Here is a 20122-nt window from a genome sequence, read left to right on the forward strand (position 1 = left end):
GGCTAGTTGGTGATGGCTGTGAACGTGGAGACGGGTCCTTCAGGCTACGAGCAGGGCGTGGCGCGACTGCTCGAGAGCTACCGCGCCATTCCGGCCGACGGGACGGTACGGCTGGCGAAGAAGACGTCGAACCTGTTCCGGCGACGCGAACGCAATCCCCATCCGGGCCTGGACGTGTCCGGTCTGGGCGGGGTCATCTCGATCGACCCCGTCGCCCGGACAGCCGAGGTGGCGGGAATGTGCACCTATGAGACCCTCGTCGCGGCAACCCTGGCGGTTGGCCTGGTGCCGCTGGTGGTCCCGCAGTTGAAGACAATCACCCTGGGCGGTGCGGTCACCGGCCTGGGTATCGAGTCGACATCATTCCGCAACGGCTTACCTCATGAGTCCGTCGTTGAGATCGACATCCTCACCGGCGGGGGCGAAGTCGTCACCGCCACCCCCACCAATGAGCACGCCGACCTGTTCTTCGGGTTCCCCAATTCGTATGGAACGCTTGGCTATTCGGTTCGGTTGAAGATCGAGCTGGAACCGGTGAAACGGTTCGTCGAACTACGCCACCTGCGGTTCACCGACCTCTCTTCGCTGGTGTTGGCGATGTCGCGGATCGTCGACGACCGGGCCTACGACGGGTCCGGTGTCGACTACCTCGACGGCGTCGTTTTCTCGTCGACCGAGTCGTATCTGATTCTCGGTCGCCAGACCGACGACGAATCGATTCCGCTCAGCGATTACACCGGCGACGACATCTACTACCGGTCCATCCAGCACGAGCCGTCGGCGACCCCGAAACCCGACCGGCTGACGACACTGGATTACGTGTGGCGCTGGGACACCGACTGGTTCTGGTGTTCCCGCGCTTTCGGCACACAGAATCCGAAGATTCGCCGGTTCTGGCCACGACGCTGGCTCCGCAGCAGCTTCTATTGGCAGCTGATCGCGCTGGACCAGCGCTTCACCATCGGCGACCGGCTGAGCGCCCGCCGGGGAAGGCCACCCGGCGAACGTGTCGTACAGGACATCGAGGTGCCGATTGATCGGACCGTCCAGTTTCTGGAGTGGTTCCTCACGAATGTGCCGATCGAACCGATCTGGTTGTGCCCCCTACGACTTCGGTCTGCCCAACCCACCGCAGACCGGGCGACTGCCCGCGTCGTCGCCGCCGCTTCCGATCGTCCGTGGCCGCTGTACCCGTTGGCCCCGGACCGCAGTTACGTGAACATCGGCTTCTGGTCTGCAATCCCGGCGACCCCTGGTGAGCCGGGCCGCGCCAACCGGTTGATTGAGCAGAAGGTCGCCACCCTCGACGGCCACAAATCCCTGTACTCGGAGTCGTTCTACTCCCCGGCGGAGTTCGACGAGTTGTACGGCGGCCGGCGATACGCCGAACTAAAGGCGAAATATGACCCCCAATCCCGTTTGCTCGACCTGTATTCCAAGGCGGTGAAGAGTCAATGACAACAATCCGAGAGGCAATCGCCTCGCCCGACCATCTCCCCCTCGCGAAGGTCTTCGAAATCTTCCTCGGCAGCGACCCGAAGGTTCGGCTGACGGCCTACGACGGCAGTTCCGTCGGCCCGCCGGACGCCGCCTTCGGCGTCGACCTGAAGACGCCGCGCGGCACCACCTATCTCGTCACGGCGCCCGGCGACCTCGGACTCGCGCGCGCCTACGTCGCCGGCGACCTCGACCTCGTCGGCGCCCACCCCGGCGATCCCTATGGGGCGCTGCAGGCGTTGGCCGAGGACCTCTCGTTCACCAAGCCGTCGCCGCTGGAGATGGCCCAGATCGCCCGGGGAATCGGGCTGGAGCACTTCAAACCGATCGCGCCCCCACCACAGGAAGCGTTGCCGCGGTGGCGGCGGTTCGCCGAAGGACTGCGGCACAGCAAGACCCGTGACGCCGAGGTCATCCACCACCACTACGACGTGTCCAACGCCTTCTACCGATGGGTCCTCGGACCGTCGATGACCTACACGTGCGCCGTGTACCCCGATGCCGACGCCAGTCTGGAGGACGCACAGGAGAATAAGTACCGGCTGATCTTTGACAAGCTGGCGCTCCAGCCCGGCGACCGCCTGCTCGATGTCGGCTGCGGGTGGGGCGCAATGGTGCGCTATGCCGCACGGCGCGGCGTTGCGGCGATCGGTGTGACCCTGTCGGCCGAGCAGGCGCACTGGGCACAACGCGCGATCGACGACGAAGGTCTCGGCGACCTGGCCGAGGTCCGCCATGCCGACTACCGCGACGTCGCCGAAGCCGGCTTCGACGCCGTCTCTTCGATCGGGTTGACCGAGCACATCGGCGTGCACAACTACCCTGCCTACTTCACCTTCCTGCGCGACAAGCTGCGCGACGGCGGCCTGCTGCTCAACCATTGCATCACCCGCCCGGACAATACAAAGTCGAATAAGGCCGGGGCATTCATCGACCGCTACGTCTTCCCCGACGGGGAGTTGACCGGTTCGGGGACGATCATTTCCAGGCTGCAGGATGTGGGGCGGCTCGAGGTGGTCCACACCGAGAACTTCCGCGATCACTATGCGATGACGCTGCGCGACTGGAATGCCAACCTCGTCGCCAACTGGGACGACGCGGTCGCCGAGGTCGGCGAGGGAACTGCCCGGCTATGGGGGCTTTACATGGCCGGCTGCCGAATCGGCTTCGAGCGCGACACCATCCAGCTCCACCATGTGTTGGCGGTCAAGGTCGGCCGCAACGGACGGTCCCAGCTCCCCTTACGCCCCTGGTGGACGCCCTAGGGGCCACTCGGACCGGGCGTCGTGTTCTACGGGTCGAGCAGACGGGCGCCCAGTTCGGTCTGCAATAACTCGAGCGCAACCTCGTCTGGGTCGCGGATCGGCGCGGCCGATGATGTGTCGTGCGCCTGCGCGACCATTTCATCGCGCTCGGCATCGGAGATCTCCTCATCGGGCCTGGGCTCCGGTGGAGAGGGCTCCTCGGGCTCGGGGACCGACTCTTCCGAATGGCCCACGGCGTCACCACGGCTGGGCCGGCGGTAGGCCTGCTTGACGGGCTGCGTTGCAGTCACCGGCGCCTTCCCCGCCGCGGCGGGGCCGGCCGACGGCTGCGCGTGGACGATTCGCACGTCGAGGTCGGTGCCGAACACCTTCACGAAGGAGGCGCGCAACGCCTGGGCGCGCTCCTCTTGGGACAACCTGGTGGCCAATGCCTCGGCAGTGTGCCCCATCGTCACGATCGTGCCGCCGACATGGTGGATAAAGGCCCCGCTGAGCATCGCTTCGAAGACTGGTGAGTGCTCCCGCATGGCGGCACGCACCTCCCCGAACCGGCGCTGCACCTCCTCCAGCGTCAGCCCCTCCGCTGCTGCCGTGGGCGACTCCACCGGTGGGATCGGTTCCGGCTCGGCCTCAACCGGTACGGGTTCCGGCTCGGGGTCTGGCTCCGGCTCAACCGACTCCTGTGCCGGTTCCGGCTCAACCGACTCCTGTGCCGGTTCCGGCTCGGGTTGTGGCGCCGGCTCAACCGACTCCTGTGCCGGTTCCGGCTCGGGTTGTGGCGCCGACTCAACCGACTCCTGTGTCGGTTCGGGCTGGACCACCGGCTCAACCGTCGGGTCGGCAACCGGTGTCGGCTCGGCGTCGGAGGGCGGGCGCTGCGACTTACGGGTGAACTTCAACGGCGCGTCGTCGGGCGGCGGTGCCGGTGCGGGCGCCGGCGCCCCGGTGGACGCCGCGGCGGTGGCGCCGGTGGGCGCCACCGGTACCCCCGCCTCGAGTCGCTCAATGCGCGCGAGTAGCGGGGCGTCGCCGACCAAAGTCTGCGGCAACAGCAAGCGCGCACACATCACTTCGAGCAGCAAGCGCGGTGACGTGGTACCGCGCATCTCGCCGAGGGCGGCGTGCACGGTCTCGGCCGACCGGGTCAGCATCGCCGGGCCCAGCCGGTCGATCTGCGCCCGCATCTTCGCGACCTCCTCGCCGGGCGCCTCGACCAGTCCGCGCTCGGCCGCCTCGGGCACCGCCTGCAGCAGGATGAGATCGCGCAAGCGCTCGAGCAGGTCGATGGCGAACCGCCGAGCGTCGTGCCCGGCATTGACGACGGCCTCCACCGCCCCGAACAGACCGGCCCCGTCACCGACGGCCAGCGCATCGACCGCCTCGTCGATGAGCGCCACATCGGTCACTCCCAACAACGCCATCGCACGGTCATAGGTCACCCCGCCGTCCCCGGCACCAGCCAGCAACTGGTCGAGGATCGACAGCGAATCGCGCGGCGAGCCGCCGCCGGCCCGAATGACCAGCGGATAGACCTCGGAGGCGACGGTGACCCCCTCCCGCGCGCAGATGCTCTCGAGTAGACCCCGCATGACCGGCGGGGCCAGCAACCGGAACGGGTAGTGGTGCGTCCGCGACCGGATCGTCGGCAACACCTTCTCCGGTTCGGTCGTGGCGAACACAAAGATCAGGTGCTCGGGCGGCTCCTCGACGATCTTCAGCAACGCGTTGAACCCGGCGTTGGTCACCATGTGTGCTTCATCAATGATGAACACCCGGAAGCGGGATTGAGCCGGCGTGAAGAACGCCCGGTCGCGCAATTCGCGGGTGTCGTCGACGCCGCCGTGACTGGCTGCGTCGAGCTCGATCACGTCCAGATTGCCCGGCCCGCCCGGCCCGAGCGCGACACAGGAGTCGCACACCCCGCAGGGCGTCGACGTCGGTCCCTGCTCGCAGTTCAGGGACCGGGCGAGAATGCGCGCCGACGAGGTCTTGCCACACCCGCGTGGCCCAGAGAAGAGGTAGGCGTGGTTGATCCGGCCGGTGTCAAGCGCCCGTCCCAACGGATCGGTGACGTGGTCCTGTCCGACGACTTCGGCGAAGGTTGCCGGACGATAGGTGCGATACAGGGCCACGCGACGAGCCTACCGGTGCGGCCCGACGGCGGTCCCGGGTGTGGCGGACCGCAGGCGGGATGCGCCGGCCACCAGGATGCCCACGCACGTCACGACGAAAATCCAGATGTACGGCTCATAGACGAACCAGTCGAGCCAGCCGACCGAACCGTGCTTGAAGAACAGTCCAATGAGATAGGCGTCGTCGCGAGTCTGGTTGAACTGCCACGTCGCGTAGCCGAGGTAGGTGCGCCAGGAGAACGCTGCGGCAAAGCCGCCAGCAGACAACAGTCCCAGTGCGACCCGCGACGCGATTGACCGGGATGAGTCGGCGGCCCAGTTCAGCGCGAAGACCGCCAGCGGCACGAACCAGACCCAGTGGTGCCCCCACGCCATCGGCGAGATCGCACATGACGTCATGCCCACCACCGATAGCGCCAGCAGTTCCTGCCCGGCCCGGTGCGCGACGAGCGCCGCCCCCATCCCGAGCACCAGCCCGAGCCCCGCCAGCAGGACCCACCACGCCGAACTGGGGGTATTGGTTGTCCAGAGGTTCGCCAGGAAGCCACGAATCGACTGGTTGCCGGGAGTCTGCGGTGTGCCAACCCGGTTGGAGTCCTGCAGCTTCGAGGTCCAGTACTCCCATGAGGTCGACGGCAAGATCGCGAAACCGATCAGCACCGACGCGACAAACCCGGCCACGACGCCAAGCGCAGGCCTGGTCTTGCGCACAATCAGCAGGTAGACGGCGAACAACATCGGCGTGAGCTTGATCCCCGCGGTGAACCCAGTCGCCGCACCCCGCAGCCGGGCATCGTCGCCGCGCAGCAGGTCGGCGAGGATCACCAGCATGAGGAAGACGTTGATCTGGCCGTACCAGATGGTGGTCCGGACCGGTTCGAGGAGCATCATCACCGCGACCAGCGCGGCAGCGACCGCTCGCAGCGGCCACGTTGCCGTGCGCCCGAGGCTGCGAAAGCTGATCATGATCGTCAGATAGAGCGCCACCAGGATGCCCGCACTCCACACGACCCGCGCCACCGCCATCGGCATCCACGCGAACGGGACAAACCCGATGATGGAGAACGGCGTGTAGGTGTAGTCCATCTGGCCCAGCAGCTTCGCATCGTAGAGCCGATGTCCGTCGAGCACAGTCTGCGCACCGGCCCGATAGACGCCGAGGTCTAGCTGGTTGTCGAACAAGCCCCAGAACGGCTTCGCGAACGGCACGATCGCGTTCTGGATCAACAGCGCGATCGCCGCGACAACGACGACGCCGACGACCATCAGCACCCGCTGAGGGCGCGCCACCGAATTACTCACACGTCCCACCGTGCCACGTCCACCACGAATCGACCCACCGAACCCTGACTGCGAACCGTCAGGCTTCGTACCCCAGCATCGACTCGGTGGCGGCGAGTAGCGCACAGGTCGCAAATCCGTCCATCGCGATCCGCAGCTCATCAACGCCGGGAAAGCTCGGCGCGATCCGGATGTTCTCGTCGTTGGGGTCACGGCGATACGGGAACGTCGCCCCAGCCGCCGTCAGCGCAATGCCGGCGTCCTTCGCCAGCGCCACCGTGCGGGCGGCGGTCCCGTCCAGGACGTCGATGCTGATGAAGTATCCGCCCTCGGGCCGCGTCCACGATGCGATCTTCGACCCGGCGAGCCGGTCATCGAGGATGTCGAGCACGGCCTGGAACTTGGGTGCGAGGATGGCGCGGTGGCGGGCCATATGGGCGCGCACCGATTCGGTGTCGGGGAAGAACCGCAGGTGGCGAAGTTGATTGACCTTGTCCGGCCCAATGGTCTTGACCGACAGGTACCTGCGGAACCAGTCGAGGTTTGCCGGCGACGCCCCGAAGAACGCCACGCCGGCACCGGCAAACGAGATCTTCGACGTCGATCCGAACGCGTACACCCGGTCGGGGTGTCCTGCTTCGGCGGCCATCTCCACAACGCGCAGCGGTTCGGGCGGGGCGTCGACCAGCGTGTGCACGGCATACGCATTGTCCCAGTAGATGCGGAAATCGTCGGCGGCCGGCATGGACAGCAAAGCGCGGGCCACCTCGTCGCTCACCGTTGCGCCGCTCGGGTTCGAGTATGTCGGCACCAGCCACATGCCCTTGATCGAGGGATCTCGGGCGACCAACTCCGCGCACACCTCGACGTCGGGCCCGTCCGGTCGCATCGGAACCGGGATCATCTCGATGCCGTAGCTCTCGGTGATCGCGAAGTGGCGGTCGTATCCGGGAACCGGGCAGAGGAATTTGATCGGACCCGCCGACCACGGCCGGTCTGCGCCCAGCGGCCCGTGCAGCAGGCCGAAGACCGTCAGGTCGTGCATGAGGTCGAGGCTCGAGTTGCCCTCGGCGATCAGGTTCTCCGGCGCGATGCCGAACAGCGGCGCGAAGACCTCGCGCAACTCGGGCAAGCCGTTCACCCCGCCGTAGTTGCGGCAGTCGGTTCCGCCGGGCGCCCGAAAGTCGTCCCCCGGCAGGTGCAACAGCTCGTTGGAAAGGTCGAGTTGCTCCGGTGCCGGTTTGCCGCGCGTGATGTCCAAGGTGAGCCCGGCGGCCAGCAGGTCCCGGTACTTGAGGCGGAGATCGTCGCGGATGTCGCGGAGTTCGGCGGGACTTCTCGAGTGGTAGTTCACGGCCGCGGCCTCTCGCATGGAGTCGGCAAGATTAGCGGACCCCGCGCACCCGAGAGAGCCCGTTGACCCTTGCTGCCTTCCGGCCCTGGGGGAGTTCACAGGATGCACGCCGCGCGGGATCCGGCCCCAAGTGTAGACGGTGCGCCGGGCCAGTTCGACCCGAGGTCGCGAAGGCGCCGCTTTTGGGTTTCCCCGATGTGCACCGCTATCATCTGCTGAGCACTGGAGAGACCTCCAGTCCCTGGAGGATTCGCCTAGTGGCCTATGGCGCTCGCCTGGAACGCGGGTTGGGTTAATAGCCCTCAGGGGTTCGAATCCCCTATCCTCCGCCCTCGGTGATGGCCCGCAGCCATCACCCGAAAGCCCGGCTGCTGGCCGGGCTTTCGCCGTATGGCAGCCTTCGGTGCGGTAGCTTCAGGACATCTGAGCCCTTCCGAGAGGTGCAATTCCATGCGCAAGACCGTCTCTGCAATCATCGTCGCCGCCGCGGCGTCCGGCTGGGCGCTCGGGACGCCACCCGCCACCGCCGTCACGCCCCCGACCGTCACGTTCAGCGTCGACGGCCACCAGCTGGTTGGCACCGCGACCCACCTGCCGGCGGGCACGAAGTCGTGTGGTTTTGATCGCAGCAATCCCGACCCTGGTCCGATCATCGGATCGTTCGGCAATGACATGGTGACGGTCGGCCAGCGCAGCACGCCGGCGGACGCCGTCACCATCACCTCGCGCCCGCTGCCGCCGGGCCGCTACCTCGTGCGGATGTCCTGCTTCATCAAGAACCCCAAGACCGGAATGTCCGGCATCGTCGCCGTCGACCAGGAGTGGATCCGGGTGACGACGACGCCGCAGCATCGGGCCCCGAGCCCGTAGCTCACCCCGAGAGGGTGATCGAGGATCAAACGTTTCGCTGGGTGCCCTCCGATCGGCCGCTCATGGAGTAGTTTCAAGGCGTCAACGCAACGCTCGGAGGAAGACGATGTACAAGGCCTTTTCAACGTTTGCCGTCTCCGCCGCCGCTGCGGCCACCGGAATCACCCTCCTCGCCACTCCGGCGGCGAATGCCGATCCGCAGCCGGTTGCCCGAGTCAAGTTCTCGGTCTCCGGGCACAGTCTGGTCGGCACTGCGTCAGCTCTGCGCAGCGGCGCAAAGACCTGCACCTTTCAGCGCAGTGTCCGTGACCGGCAAATGCCGACCGGGTCAATCGGCGGCGACAGCGCGGTTCCGATCGCTGAACGCCGCTCGACCAGCAGTGGGGTCACCCTTAAGTCGTCTCCGCTGAGCGCAGGCACCTATCGCGTGCGCTTCTTCTGCCTGGCCGACAGTCAGGGCGGGACGCGGGCCATCATCGCCGACGACGAGGGCACCCTGCGGGTCACCGCACAACCGCAGAACCAACCAGCCACCAACAACCAGCACGGCCAGAACCAGCCGGCCGTGCAAGAGTAGAACCGAATCACGGGGGATGATGGTGAGGCGAATCGCGACCTACCTGTTTGCGATGACGGCGGTCGCCGGAATGTGGGGGTCGCCGCTCGTGGCGGCGGCGCCGCCGTCGATCCCACCGCCGGCCTTCCCCATCCCGCAGACGAAACCCCATGTCACGTTCTCAACCGAACAGTCACGCCTGGTGTTTACCGTGACCGATCTGCCGAAGGGCGAAAAGGTCTGCCTCTTCGAGGGCTATTTCGGCGACCCCATGTTCGGCTCGCTGGGTGTTCGGGCCTGGCAGGCACTCTATGAGAAGTATGAGTTGGGAACGTCGGCCACGGCCCGCTCGGTGCCGAAGCCGCCGGGCACCTACCCGGTGCGGCTCACCTGCCGAATGCAGGACCATCTGCTGGCCTTCCGCACCGGCGAGCTCCGCATCCCGGCCACCGGCTAGGTGTTGTAGACGCGACTGGCTCGCGTCACCTCGATCCGGTTGAACCCGTGGTCCGGATAGCTGCACGACATGATCACCTCGTACCAGCCCGGCGGCAGCCGCTTGGTGCGCAACGTGATCTGACTACCGGTGACGCTTCCCTGCGCACCATTGGTGAGCCTGCTGTCCGACGAGAGCGTACTCAGCGGTCCGTCGACATCGGCGCGAAGTTCCCGCGACAGCAAACAGTCCTTCGGCATGGTCCGCATGCCACGTGCCGTACCGACGATCTGCCCATTCTGGGAGGAGAACTCGACGCTGGGGGCGGCATTGGCGGCCGGCAGGCTGACCGCCGGGAGGCCTGCCGCCACCGCGACGGCGGCGAAACCGGGCACGATTGCGATGAGCTTCATGATCAGTCCTCGGGTCGGGGATGGACCTCATGAACGTAAGCCGGCCGCTACCGTCCGGCACGAGTACCCGACTACCCGACTACCTGAATCGCCGCTACCCGACGACGGGCGCCAGCGTCTCACCGAGGAGCGTCACCCGACCCGGAATGTGACCGTTGGCCATCAGGCTGACCGTGAAACCGTCGACGCCGGTGGCGCGCAAGTCTTCGTAGCGGGCCCGGATCTCCGCGGGCGAGCCGACCACCAGGGTGTCCCGGCGGGCGGCGGCATCCGGGTTTCGCTCGATATAGGCATCCAGATCGGCGATGGCCTCGTCATGGGTCGGCGCAATACACGCGTATGTCTGCAGACTGACGGTGATCTCAGACCGGTCGCGGCCCAATCGGCCGCAGTGCTCGTCGAGCGCCGCGAGTTTGCGGGGGACGTCCTCGGGCGCACAAATCAGATTCGACTCATCGGCATACTGGGCGACCAGGCGCAACGTCTTCCGTTCGCCGCCGCCACCGATCATCACCGGGATCGGTGACAGCGGGCCCGGACTGTTGATGGCGTCGCGGACCTGGTACCACTTGCCGTCGATGCTGGGCCGCTCGCCACGAAGCATGCCGAGCACAATGTGCAACGACTCCTCGAGACGCTCAAATCGGTCGGTGAAAGTGCCGAACTCGAAGCCCAGGGAGTCATGCTCCTGTTCGAACCATCCGGCACCGATACCGAGTTGGGCCCGCCCCCCGGACACCAGGTCGAGGGCGGTGACCGTCTTGGCCAACAACGCCGGCGCCCGGTAGGTGTTGCCAGTCACCAAGGCGGACAGTCGAACCCGCGAGGTGTGCTGCGCGAGGGCAGACAACAGTGTGTAGCACTCGATCATCTCGCGGTCGGCGGTGCCGATCATCGGCAACTGGTAGAAGTGGTCCATCACCGCGACGGTGTCGAAGCCGGACTCGTCGGCCTCTCGCGCCTGGGCGACGATGGTGTCGAACAGGCGATCGGCCGGCACGCCCGGATAGGTGAAGTTGGGTATCTGATAGCCGAGTCGAGTCACGCCTGCCACCCTACGCGCGAGATCCGCGCTGGCGGGCCTAACCCTTGGTCCGGCGATGACCCCAACGGTCCCAGTTCTCGGGCACCTTGCGGCTCGGCTGGACACGGGGCGGTTCCCCCGGCATTTTCGGAAAGTTGGGCGGATAGGGCAGGTCGCCGAGACCGTCCGCATCGTCGCGGGCGACCATCTCCAACAGCGGTTCGATGCCGACGGCGGCAGCGGCCATGTCGACCCAGGGATCACCGCGCTCCGCGACGAGATCGCCGACGGTGGCCATCGTGAGCGCCGTCGGATCGACGTCGGCGAGTTCATCCCACGTCACCGGTGTCGAGACCTGGGCGTTGACACTGCGCCGCACCGAGTAGGCCGACGCCATGGAGCGGTCGCGGGCGTTCTGGTTGTAGTCGATGAACACCCGGTCGCCGCGCTCCTCCTTCCACCACGACATCGTGATGCGGTCGGGCGCACGGCGCTCCATCTCCAGGCCGAGCGCGATCACCGCACGCCGGGTGGCGATGAAGTCCCACTGCGGCACGATCGGAATGAAAACGTGGACCCCGCGGCTACCCGAGGTCTTCACAAACCCGGGCAGCCCCAGTTCCCGCAGGACCGGTTCGACCACGTCGAGTGCGACCCCGCGCACCACGTCGAACGCTCGAGCGGCGCTGGAAGAATCGGCGCCGCTCACCGGCGGCGGATCGAGGTCGATGCGGAGCTGATCGGGGTGATTGTTCGGGTCTTCGGTCCCGTCGTCGACGGTCGGCCACGAGTGGAACGTGACGGTGCCCATCTGAGCCGCCCAGGCGATGTCGGCGGGCACTGTCGGGCACAACGCGTGGCCGGTCCGCTGTGACGGGAACTCGATCAACGTGGCATGCAGATAGTCGGGGTGCTTCTTCGGTAAATGCTTTTGATAGACCTCGTCGCCGGTGATGCCGTCGGGAAACCGCTGCAGGAAGGTGGGCCGGCGGTGCAGCGCACGCAAGAGCGGGCCCGGTTCCGCGGACGTGCCGGCCATCCGCACGTAGTAGTCGAACATCGCGAGCTTGCGACCGCCGCCGCCCAGGTCGGGGAAGAAGACCTTGTCGGGGCTGGTCAGCCGGACGGCCACGCCGTCGACGTCCACCTCGGTCGCCGGACTGGACATCAGAGCTCCTCCAGAACCGAATACAGGTCGTATCCGAGCGGCACCTCAAGCTGGCCGTAGCGGCACGACTGCGGTTCGCGATCGGGGCGCCACCGCAGGAATTTCACGGTATGCCGAAAGCGCCCGTTCTCCATCTGGTCGTACGCGAACTCGGCGACGAGATCGGGACGGACGGGATAGAACTCGCCGGTGCCGGCCTGTCGCCAGCGGGTCGGCTCGCCGGGGCGCGGTTGGCCGGGATCGAGGCGCATCGGCTCGAGGAGGTCCTGTAGTTCGAGACGCTTGGCGTCCGAGAACGCACTGGAACCGCCCACCATCGCGATGTCGCCGTCGTCGCCGTAGAGCCCCAGCAGCAGCGAGCCCACGCCGCGGCCACTCTTGTGGACGCGGTAGCCGATGACGACGCAGTCGGCGGTGCGTTTGTGCTTGACCTTGACCATCTCGCGCTTGCCCGGCAGGTAGCGCGCGCCGCGGTCCTTGGCCACGATCCCGTCCAGACCGGCCCCTTCGAAAGCGGAGAACCAGCGCTGGGCGACTCCGGTGTCGTCGGTGACGCGGCTGGCCCGGATCGTTCGCGTGTTCGGCCGGCCGGCGACGGCCGCCAACAGCGCCGCGCGCCGAACCTCGAACGGCTCCCCCATCAGGTCGGCGTCACCCAACGCGAGCGCGTCGAAGCCCACCACCAGTGCCGGCGTCTTCTCGGCGAGCATGTCGATGCGCGACTTCGCGGGGTGAATGCGCTGGCTCAGCGCATCCCAGTCGAGACGGTGGACGTCGCCGAAAAGACGCGGAACGCCGATCTCGCCGTCGAGTACCACTCTGTCCGGCAGCTCCGCGCGCGCCGCCGCGACGACCTCCGGGAAATACCGGGCAAGATCCTTGCCGCCACGAGAGGCCATCGCGACCTCGTCTCCGTCCCGGAAGATCAGTACCCGGAACCCGTCCCATTTGGGCTCATAAAGCCACGTTGGTGTCCCTTCCGGCTGCGGCGGAACGCTCGCGACAGCCTTGGCCAGCATCGGCGCGATGGGCGGGTTCACCGGAAGGTCCACGGGCTTCATCGTTCCACCTGGCATCCGCCAGCGCACTAGGGTTGCCGATGTGCCAGCTGGACGCTACGCCCCCTCCCCATCTGGAGACCTGCACGTTGGGAACCTGCGCACGGCGCTGCTCGCGTGGCTGTTCGCCCGCCGCAGCGGCCGCCGGTTCCTGATCCGGATGGAAGACCTCGACGGTCGCAGCATCGCCGGCGCCGCCGACCGTCAGCTCGCCGACCTCGCCGCGCTGGGGCTCGATTGGGATGGCCACGTGCTGTACCAGTCCACGCGTCGCGATCGATACGCGCAGATCATCGCCGAGCTCACCGCGGCGGGCCGGACGTTCGAGTGCTACTGCACCCGGCGCGAGATCCTCGACGCCCCGCGGGCGCCGCACGCGCCGGAGGGCGCGTACCCGGGCACCTGTCTGCGCTTGTCCGAGGCTCAGCGCAGCGAGCGGCGGACGGGCCGACCGCCCGCGATCCGGCTGCGTGCCGGCGTCACCGGGTTCACCGTGCACGATGAACTGCACGGCAGCTTTACCGGCCCGGTCGACGACTTCGTCTTGCAGCGCGGTGATGGAACGCCGGCCTACAACCTGGCCGTCGTCGTCGACGATGCCGAATCGGGCATCGACCAGGTTGTCCGCGGCGATGACCTGCTGACGTCCGCTCCCCGCCAGGCGTACTTGGCGACTGTGTTGGGTCACACTCCGCCGCGGTATGCCCACGTGCCGTTGGTGGTCAACGCCGAGGGGGTGCGGCTGGCCAAGCGCGACGGCGCAGTTACCTTGAAAGACCTTGCCGCTCAGGGAGTTTCACCGGTGGACGTGCTCAACCTCATGGCCCGGTCCCTCCGGCTCGCGACGAGCGGCGAATCGGTCGCCGCGGCACTGCTGCTCGACCGCTTTGCTCCTGCCGCACTCCCGCGCGAACCCTGGGTCTTTCCCGGGCCACGCCAGGATCATCGGTAGTACCGCCCGAGAAACTCGTCCCGATACTCCTCATACCGGCCGGCCTCGATCGCACGACGTGCACCGTCGACGAGTTCGATGACGAACGAGAGGTTGTGCAGGGTGGCCAGCGTCGGCCCGAGGCCCTCCTTCGCACGGAACAGGTGATGCAGATAGGCCCGCGAGTACTGGGTCGTATAGTTCGTCAACTCGGCATCGAGTGGCGCAAAGTCGCTGCGGAAGCGGGCATTGGTGATGTTGACGCGACCGTCGCGGGTGTAGATCGCACCGTTGCGCGCCACCCGGGTGGGCGAGACACAGTCGAAGGTGTCGATCCCGTTCTCGATCGCGACGAAGATGTCGTCCGGCTCGCTGATACCCAACAGATGCTTCGGCTTGTCGTGCGGCAGTTCGGAATTCACCCACCCCACGATCGTCCCGAGGTTCTCCTTCTCGAGCGCGCCGCCAACCCCGAAGCCGCCGAAGCCCTTGCCCCCCTCGCGCTCGTCTCGCGCACCAAGTTCAGCAAGGTCGCGTGCCGCCTTGCGGCGCAAGTCCTCGTACTGCGCGCCCTGGATCACGCCCCACAACGATTGCTGCGGACGATCGGCGCGCGCCACCGACAGCCGATTGTGCTCGGCCAGGCAACGAATCGCCCACCGCCGGGTGCGCTCCAACGAACTCTCCTGGTAGGTGCGGGTGTTCATCAGCGTTGTCAGCTCATCGAAGGCGAAGATGATGTCGGCGCCGAGTTGATGCTGGATCTGCATCGACAGCTCGGGGGTGAACCGGTGCGCCGACCCGTCGATGTGCGACTTGAAGGTCACCCCGTCATCATCGACGGCTGCGAGACGCTCCCTACCGGCGGCGGTCTTCTCGTCGTCGGGGACATGTCCGGCCGACATCTCGATGACCTTCTTGAATCCGACGCCCAGCGACATGACCTGGAACCCGCCGCTGTCGGTATACGTCGGCCCCGGCCAGTTCATGAAGGCGCCCAGCCCCCCGGCCGCGTCCACGATCGCCGGACCCGGCTGCAGGTAGAGGTGATAGGCGTTGGCCAGCACCGCCTGCGCGCCGAGCTCGGCGACGGCCTCGGGGACGACGGTCTTTACGGTCGCCTTGGTCCCGACGGGCACGAAGGCCGGCGTCGCGATGTCGCCGTGGGGAGTCGAAATCACCCCCGTCCGGCCCAAACCCGAGGCCAATCGGGTGCCGACGGTGAACCGGGTCGCTGCAGCAGTCACGACGGGCATTGTCGCAGGCAGTCCTGGCATTCATCAAAAGTTAAGGGGTGCTTCGTTACCCTGGATCCATGTTGGCCTCCACGAAGACCCTGATCGCACGCGTCGTCGGCACTGCGGCCACCGCCGGTGTGGCGGCCGTGGTGCTACTCGGCTGCGGCAGCAACGACAGCCCGACGCCCGCCGCTGCCAGCGCCACCTCCGCTGCGAGTGCCACCGCGTCGTCGAGTCTTCCCTCCGCCCCCACCGAATCGGGTGTCGCCGTCGTTCCCGGCCCGAACCCCGCACAGGTCGCCCCACCGGCGTCGGTCCCCGCCGACCGCCATATCCCCGACGTTCCCGGCACCAAGTGCGGCGCCACCCGCGGCCCGGACGGTGCGCTCGAGTTGGTCGTCCTCCAGGGCAAGGTCGACTGCGGCACCGCGAAAAAGGTGGCCCACGAATACGGCCCGATGATCGCCAGCGGCCAGAAGCAGACCGTTGACGGGTGGACCTGTGGCCCGTCGACGGCCGAGAACATCCTCGCCGCATGCGCCAAGGGCGACGACGCGTTCGTCTTCCAGCTGCCCAACTGACTCGACTCGGCGCGGCGTCCGGCCGCCAACAACGAAGACCGACCGAGTGGCCTTGGTAGGTTGACCGGGTCCCCGACTGCCGGGGGTCGCCAACCGAAGGATCACCATGCCGGGTACGAAGACGTCGCCCACCCCGCGGCGAACGATGCGCCAGCACTTCACGTCCGTCTCGTACGGCGGCATGGTCGGCGCGATGCTTCTGCTGCTCGCATCGGCCACCCCATCGTTGTTGCCGCGCGGCTGGTTCTTCCAGGGCGTCGTCTCGGGCGGTGCGGCCGCCATCGGCTACGCCATCGGCGCCTTCCTCACCTGGCTGGCCCGCTTCATGGTGTCGCGGGATGAGCCGTGGCGCCGGCCACAGCGCTTTTGGTGGTGGGCCCTCGCGTTCATCGCCGTCTGGGATGCCACCCTCATGCTCTACTGGTATGTCCGTTGGCAGAACGACTTGCGCGACCTCATGGGCGTCGAGCGCATCGGCCTGCGCGCGATCCCGGAGATCCTCGGCGTCGCACTCATCGTGTTCCTTCTGCTGATGGTTATCGGCAAGGCCTGGTCCCGGGCGGTCGGTGCCGTTGTCCGATGGCTGCGCGGCTTCGTCCCACCGCGGATGGCCAGCGTTGCCGGCGGCGCCATCGCGGTCGGACTGACCGTGGCGCTGGTCAACGGTGTACTCGTCGAGAACGTGATGCGCGTGTTGAACAGCACGTTCTCCGCTGCCAACGACGAGACCAAGGCCGACGTTTCCGCACCCACGTCGCCGCTGCGTTCGGGCGGCCCGGACTCGACGGTGAGCTGGGACTCACTGGGCCGGGAGGGTCGGTCCAACGTCGCTGACGGGCCGACCGTTGCCCAGTTGACCAGGTTCAACGGAGTGCCTGCGATGGAACCGATCCGCGTATTCGCCGGCCTTGACAGCGCGCCCACCCTCGAAGGGGTCGCCGACGCCGCGGTGCGCGAACTCGAACGCACCGGCGGCCTCAATCGCAAGATCGTCGCCGTCGGTTCGACCACCGGCAGCGGCTGGCTCAACAAGGGCTACATCGATTCACTGGAATACATGTACAACGGCGACACCGCCCTGGTGTCGATGCAGTACTCGTACCTGCCGAGCTGGATCTCGTTCCTGGTCGACAAGGAACGCGCACGCCAGGCCGGCATGCTGCTGTTCGAGAAGGTGAGCGCACGGGTCCGGGCGATGCCCGAAGCACACCGCCCCAAGCTTGTGGTCTTTGGCGAGTCACTGGGCAGCTTCGCCGGCGAGTCGCCGTTCGGTTCCGTCCCGACGATCGCTGCCCGTACCGACGGCGCCCTGTTCACCGGGCCCACCTTCAACAACCAACTGTGGCTGGACACGACGCGCAACCGCGACGCCGGTTCACCCGAGTGGCTCCCCATCTTCGGCGACGGTCAGTTCGCCCGATTCATCGCCGACGAGGGCGACCTCGTCCGGCCGAATGCACCGTGGGATCACGCCCGAGTCGTCTACAACCAGCATGCGTCGGACCCGATCACCTGGTGGAATCCGTCGCTGCTGTTCCGCGAACCCGACTGGCTCAAGGAGAAGCGCGGTCGCGATGTGCTCCACTCAACGCACTGGATTCCCGTCGTCACCTTCCTGCAGGTCTCAGCCGACATGGCCGTCGCCGTCGACGTGCCCGACGGCCACGGGCACCACTATCTGCGCTCGATTCCGTATGCCTGGGCGAAGATTCTTCAGCCGCCCGGGTGGACCGATGAGAAAACCCGCCGCCTGCTGCCGCTCCTCGACCGGGACTTCTAGGCAAGCGTCAACGACGCCCGGCGTCGAGCAACTCGACAACCCGCTCCAGCGCCGCGACACGGCTCCCCTTGACGAGCAGGGCCAGTGGACCACCGAGCCCGGTGACGTGGTCGGCGGCCGCCTGCGCGTCATCGACATGCTCGACGTCGTCGCCGTAGCGCGGCTCGTCGACGGCGACGACGGCGATGCCCAGCGACAACGCCAGCTCGGCGACCTCCCGATGGGCCGCCGCCGAATCCGCTCCCAGCTCGGCCATCGTGCCGAGTACGGCGACACGGCGCACGGCGTCGACCCGGGCCAGCGCGCGCAGTGCAGCGGCCATCGAGGTTGGATTGGCGTTGTACGCGTCGTTGATGACGGTGAACCCGGTTGCGGTCTGCACCAGCTCCATCCGGAGCCCCGACAACGCGGCCGCGTAGAGCCCCTCGGCGACCTTCTCGAGTTCGACGCCGAGCCCGGCCCCGGCGGCCGCGGCGGCCAAGGCGTTGCCGACCTGGTGTTCTCCGCGTGCCCCCAGCCGAATCGGGATGCTCCCCCACGGGGAGTGCAGGGTGAACGAGGCGCGCAAGCCGGCATCAAGCGTGACCCCGCTGGCAGTCAGGTCGGCGGTACCACCGCGCGCGCTGTAGGTCAGCACGCGCGCCCGTGTGCGCGCGGCCATCGCGGCGACATTCGGGTCGTCGGCGTTGAGGACGGCAATCCCCGCGGCGGGCAGGGCCTCCACGAGCTCACCCTTGGTCTGCGCGACCGCTTCGAGGGACCCGAAGTTTTCCAGGTGCACCCCTTCGACCCGGGTCAGCACCCCGACCGTGGGTTGGGCGATCTCACACAGCGTCGCGATGTGCCCGACGCCGCGCGCCCCCATCTCCAGCACGGCCGCCTCGGTGCCGTCGTCGGCCCCGAACAGCGTCAGCGGCAGGCCCAGCTCGTTGTTGAACGACTTCTCGCTCGCCGCGGTGCGATAGGTGGTCTGCAATACCCCGGCCAACAGATCCTTCGTCGACGTCTTGCCCACCGAACCGGTCACGCCGACGACCCTCGCACCGATCCGGGCACGGGCCGACCGTCCGAGGTCTTGCAGGGCGAGCGCGGTATCGGCGACCCGGATCGCCGCGACGCCGTCGGCCGGGACAATGCCATCGCGGCTGGTGAGGAAGGCGGGCGCCCCGGCAGCCAACGCCGCCGCCAGAAACTCGTGACCGTCGCGCTCGGCGACGATCGGGACGAATAGCTGGCCGGGTTCCAGGGTGCGCGAGTCGATACCCGCCCCCGTGACGGTGACGTCGGCACCGGTCGCCGTGCCCCCTGTTGCCGCGGCGATCTCTGCCGAAGTGAATTTCACACATCCACGCTACGCGACGATCAGGGCCGGCTCGCATCGGTTCTTCCACCCCCGTAAGGTTGCGGCCATGCCCGACGCCGCCGCGACCACCGTGCGCCTCGTCGTCCTGTTCGGGGGGGCCTCCGCCGAGCACGACATCTCCTGCATCAGCGCGGCACACGTCCTCGCCGCGGTAGACCGGTCCCGCTACACGCTGGTGCCGATCGGGATCACCCGCGACGGCACATGGGTCTCGCCCACCGCCACCGTTGCCGCCCTCGCGGCAGGCGATCCGCTGGGCCACGCGCTCGCTCCCGAAGGGCCGACCGTCGAACCGCTGGCCATCCTGCGCGGCGGTGGCGACGCCCCCACCGTCGTCCTGCCCCTGCTGCACGGTCCCCACGGGGAGGACGGCACCATTCAGGGTCTGCTCGAACTGCTCAATGTTGCCTACGTCGGGTCGGGCGTCCTCGGATCGGCGCTGTGCATGGACAAGGCAATGGCCAAAGATGTTGCGGCGCACCGCGGAATCCCGCAATGCCGGTGGATCGAGCACCGCAACGGGATCGACGATGAGCAACGAACCATCAACTCCGCGGTCGACGAACTAGGACTCCCGGTCTTCGTCAAGCCGGCAAACATGGGTTCCTCGGTCGGGATCTCCAAAGCGCACGACGAGGCCGAGCTGGCCGTCGCTTTGCAGACGGCGCTCGCCTACGACGACGTGCTGGTCATCGAGGAGGGCATCACTGCCCGCGAGATCGAGGTGGCGGTGCTCGGCAACACGCGGCCGGAGGCGTCGCTGCCCGGCGAGATTCTGCCCGGCTCGGAGTTCTACGACTACGACGACAAGTACGTCACCGGCAACGCGGCCCTGCAGATCCCCGCGAAACTACCCGACTCGGCCGTCGACGAGGTTCGTGAGCTGGCCATCCGCTGCTACCGGGCACTGCGGTGCCAAGGGTTGGCCCGCGTCGACTTCTTCTACGAGGAGTCGTACCGCGACGGCCCTGGCCGAGGTTGGCTCCTCAATGAGGTGAACACGATTCCCGGGTTCACCCCCGCGTCGATGTACCCGAAGATGTGGGCGGCGACGGGGCTGGCGTATTCCGATCTCATCGATCGGCTCGTCGCGCTGGCCATCGAGGCCCATACGCGGCGGTCGGCCTTCTCCACCGCCCACTAACCGCCGAGTGGGCACCCCAACCCCGCCGAGT

The 20122-nt window shown here is 67.4% G+C and carries 18 protein-coding genes, 1 tRNA gene and 1 other RNA gene; 10 read left to right on the forward strand and 10 right to left on the reverse strand.

Translation table 11 applies throughout. The features are described 5' to 3' along the window. The first annotated feature begins 12 nt into the window (after positions 1-12). On the forward strand, positions 13-1458 hold the full coding sequence (locus B4M62_RS13960; RefSeq protein WP_290714117.1) for an FAD-binding oxidoreductase: 1446 nt from the start codon (positions 13-15) through the stop codon (positions 1456-1458). After that, positions 1455-2762, forward strand: coding sequence for a class I SAM-dependent methyltransferase (locus B4M62_RS13965; RefSeq protein ID WP_290714119.1), 1308 nt, complete (start codon positions 1455-1457; stop codon positions 2760-2762). The genes B4M62_RS13960 and B4M62_RS13965 overlap by 4 nt, the downstream gene beginning before the upstream one ends. A 26-nt stretch (positions 2763-2788) precedes the next feature. Here B4M62_RS13965 and B4M62_RS13970 read toward each other — a convergent pair whose 3' ends face one another. The 4 genes from B4M62_RS13970 to ffs form a co-directional block, all read right to left on the reverse strand. Next, positions 2789-4894 carry a DNA polymerase III subunit gamma and tau gene (locus B4M62_RS13970; RefSeq protein WP_290714121.1) on the reverse strand — a complete coding sequence of 702 codons (2106 nt, stop codon included), beginning with the start codon at positions 4892-4894 and terminating at the stop codon, positions 2789-2791. Positions 4895-4903: 9 nt separating this feature from the next. Continuing rightward, entirely contained in the window at positions 4904-6160 is a 1257-nt protein-coding gene (locus tag B4M62_RS13975; protein ID WP_290714228.1) for a glycosyltransferase 87 family protein, read from the reverse strand. 94 nt (positions 6161-6254) lie between these two features. Continuing rightward, entirely contained in the window at positions 6255-7529 is a 1275-nt protein-coding gene (locus B4M62_RS13980; protein WP_290714229.1) for an aminotransferase class I/II-fold pyridoxal phosphate-dependent enzyme, read from the reverse strand. 29 nt (positions 7530-7558) lie between these two features. Further along, positions 7559-7655, reverse strand: an RNA gene (gene ffs, locus B4M62_RS13985) — signal recognition particle sRNA small type. Positions 7656-7772: 117 nt separating this feature from the next. Between ffs and B4M62_RS13990 the strand changes: the two genes are divergently transcribed. The 4 genes from B4M62_RS13990 (at position 7773) to B4M62_RS14005 (ending at position 9412) form a co-directional block, all read left to right on the forward strand. Continuing rightward, positions 7773-7858 (forward strand) — tRNA-Ser (locus B4M62_RS13990). Between the two features lie 121 nt (positions 7859-7979). Beyond that, on the forward strand, positions 7980-8399 hold the full coding sequence (locus B4M62_RS13995; RefSeq protein WP_290714123.1) for a hypothetical protein: 420 nt from the start codon (positions 7980-7982) through the stop codon (positions 8397-8399). 106 nt (positions 8400-8505) lie between these two features. Further along, entirely contained in the window at positions 8506-8976 is a 471-nt protein-coding gene (locus B4M62_RS14000; protein WP_290714125.1) for a hypothetical protein, read from the forward strand. A gap of 16 nt (positions 8977-8992) precedes the next feature. Continuing rightward, positions 8993-9412, forward strand: coding sequence for a hypothetical protein (locus B4M62_RS14005; RefSeq protein ID WP_290714127.1), 420 nt, complete (start codon positions 8993-8995; stop codon positions 9410-9412). On the opposite strand, the gene B4M62_RS14010 is transcribed toward B4M62_RS14005, so the two are convergent. From B4M62_RS14010 to B4M62_RS14025, 4 genes are all read right to left on the reverse strand, one after another. Next, complete coding sequence (locus B4M62_RS14010; RefSeq protein WP_290714129.1) at positions 9409-9804, reverse strand: hypothetical protein; 396 nt, start codon at positions 9802-9804, stop codon at positions 9409-9411. The two genes, B4M62_RS14005 and B4M62_RS14010, sit on opposite strands and share 4 nt — an antisense overlap. Positions 9805-9898: 94 nt before the next feature. Continuing rightward, on the reverse strand, positions 9899-10849 hold the full coding sequence (locus tag B4M62_RS14015; RefSeq protein ID WP_290714131.1) for an LLM class F420-dependent oxidoreductase: 951 nt from the start codon (positions 10847-10849) through the stop codon (positions 9899-9901). Positions 10850-10886: 37 nt separating this feature from the next. Continuing rightward, the gene (locus B4M62_RS14020; protein ID WP_290714133.1) at positions 10887-11996 is read right to left on the reverse strand and encodes a DNA polymerase domain-containing protein; all 1110 of its coding nucleotides are present in this window, start codon (positions 11994-11996) and stop codon (positions 10887-10889) included. Further along, positions 11996-13048 (reverse strand): ATP-dependent DNA ligase, encoded by a 1053-nt coding sequence (locus B4M62_RS14025; RefSeq protein ID WP_290714135.1) that lies wholly within the window; start codon positions 13046-13048, stop codon positions 11996-11998. Before B4M62_RS14025 ends, B4M62_RS14020 begins: the two co-directional genes overlap by 1 nt. A gap of 49 nt (positions 13049-13097) precedes the next feature. On the opposite strand from B4M62_RS14025, the gene gluQRS reads away from it, so the two are divergent. After that, positions 13098-14006 carry a tRNA glutamyl-Q(34) synthetase GluQRS gene (gene gluQRS, locus B4M62_RS14030; protein ID WP_290714137.1) on the forward strand — a complete coding sequence of 303 codons (909 nt, stop codon included), beginning with the start codon at positions 13098-13100 and terminating at the stop codon, positions 14004-14006. Here gluQRS and tgt read toward each other — a convergent pair. Further along, positions 13997-15232, reverse strand: coding sequence for a tRNA guanosine(34) transglycosylase Tgt (gene tgt / locus B4M62_RS14035; protein ID WP_290714139.1), 1236 nt, complete (start codon positions 15230-15232; stop codon positions 13997-13999). The genes gluQRS and tgt overlap by 10 nt on opposite strands. A 68-nt stretch (positions 15233-15300) precedes the next feature. Here tgt and B4M62_RS14040 point away from each other — a divergent pair, with 68 nt between their 5' ends. Together B4M62_RS14040 and B4M62_RS14045 are read left to right on the forward strand one after the other, a co-directional pair. After that, entirely contained in the window at positions 15301-15804 is a 504-nt protein-coding gene (locus B4M62_RS14040; protein ID WP_290714141.1) for a hypothetical protein, read from the forward strand. Between the two features lie 106 nt (positions 15805-15910). Next, on the forward strand, positions 15911-17584 hold the full coding sequence (locus tag B4M62_RS14045; protein WP_290714143.1) for an alpha/beta hydrolase: 1674 nt from the start codon (positions 15911-15913) through the stop codon (positions 17582-17584). Positions 17585-17591: 7 nt separating this feature from the next. Here B4M62_RS14045 and B4M62_RS14050 read toward each other — a convergent pair whose 3' ends face one another. Further along, a complete protein-coding gene (locus tag B4M62_RS14050; RefSeq protein WP_290714145.1) occupies positions 17592-18926 on the reverse strand; it encodes a UDP-N-acetylmuramoyl-tripeptide--D-alanyl-D-alanine ligase in 1335 nt (444 codons plus the stop codon). A gap of 67 nt (positions 18927-18993) precedes the next feature. Between B4M62_RS14050 and B4M62_RS14055 the strand changes: the two genes are divergently transcribed. After that, positions 18994-20091, forward strand: a complete 1098-nt coding sequence (locus tag B4M62_RS14055) for a D-alanine--D-alanine ligase family protein (protein ID WP_290714146.1) — start codon at positions 18994-18996, stop codon at positions 20089-20091. Positions 20092-20122 lie beyond the last annotated feature (31 nt).

The organism is Gordonia sp. UBA5067 (assembly GCF_002414845.1).
Lineage (GTDB): Bacteria > Actinomycetota > Actinomycetes > Mycobacteriales > Mycobacteriaceae > Gordonia > Gordonia defluvii.

Bases quoted from the DNA above. Each gene is read 5' to 3' on its own strand.
- B4M62_RS14010 (WP_290714129.1), bottom strand. From the start codon at position 9,804: ATGAAGCTCATCGCAATCGTGCCCGGTTTCGCCGCCGTCGCGGTGGCG.
- B4M62_RS14045 (WP_290714143.1), top strand. From the start codon at position 15,911: ATGCCGGGTACGAAGACGTCGCCCACCCCGCGGCGAACGATGCGCCAG.
- B4M62_RS13975 (WP_290714228.1), bottom strand. From the start codon at position 6,160: ATGGTCGTCGGCGTCGTCGTTGTCGCGGCGATCGCGCTGTTGATCCAG.
- B4M62_RS14020 (WP_290714133.1), bottom strand. From the start codon at position 11,996: ATGTCCAGTCCGGCGACCGAGGTGGACGTCGACGGCGTGGCCGTCCGG.
- B4M62_RS14005 (WP_290714127.1), top strand. From the start codon at position 8,993: ATGATGGTGAGGCGAATCGCGACCTACCTGTTTGCGATGACGGCGGTC.
- B4M62_RS14000 (WP_290714125.1), top strand. From the start codon at position 8,506: ATGTACAAGGCCTTTTCAACGTTTGCCGTCTCCGCCGCCGCTGCGGCC.
- B4M62_RS14055 (WP_290714146.1), top strand. From the start codon at position 18,994: ATGCCCGACGCCGCCGCGACCACCGTGCGCCTCGTCGTCCTGTTCGGG.
- B4M62_RS14040 (WP_290714141.1), top strand. From the start codon at position 15,301: ATGTTGGCCTCCACGAAGACCCTGATCGCACGCGTCGTCGGCACTGCG.
- B4M62_RS13995 (WP_290714123.1), top strand. From the start codon at position 7,980: ATGCGCAAGACCGTCTCTGCAATCATCGTCGCCGCCGCGGCGTCCGGC.
- B4M62_RS13965 (WP_290714119.1), top strand. From the start codon at position 1,455: ATGACAACAATCCGAGAGGCAATCGCCTCGCCCGACCATCTCCCCCTC.
- B4M62_RS13960 (WP_290714117.1), top strand. From the start codon at position 13: ATGGCTGTGAACGTGGAGACGGGTCCTTCAGGCTACGAGCAGGGCGTG.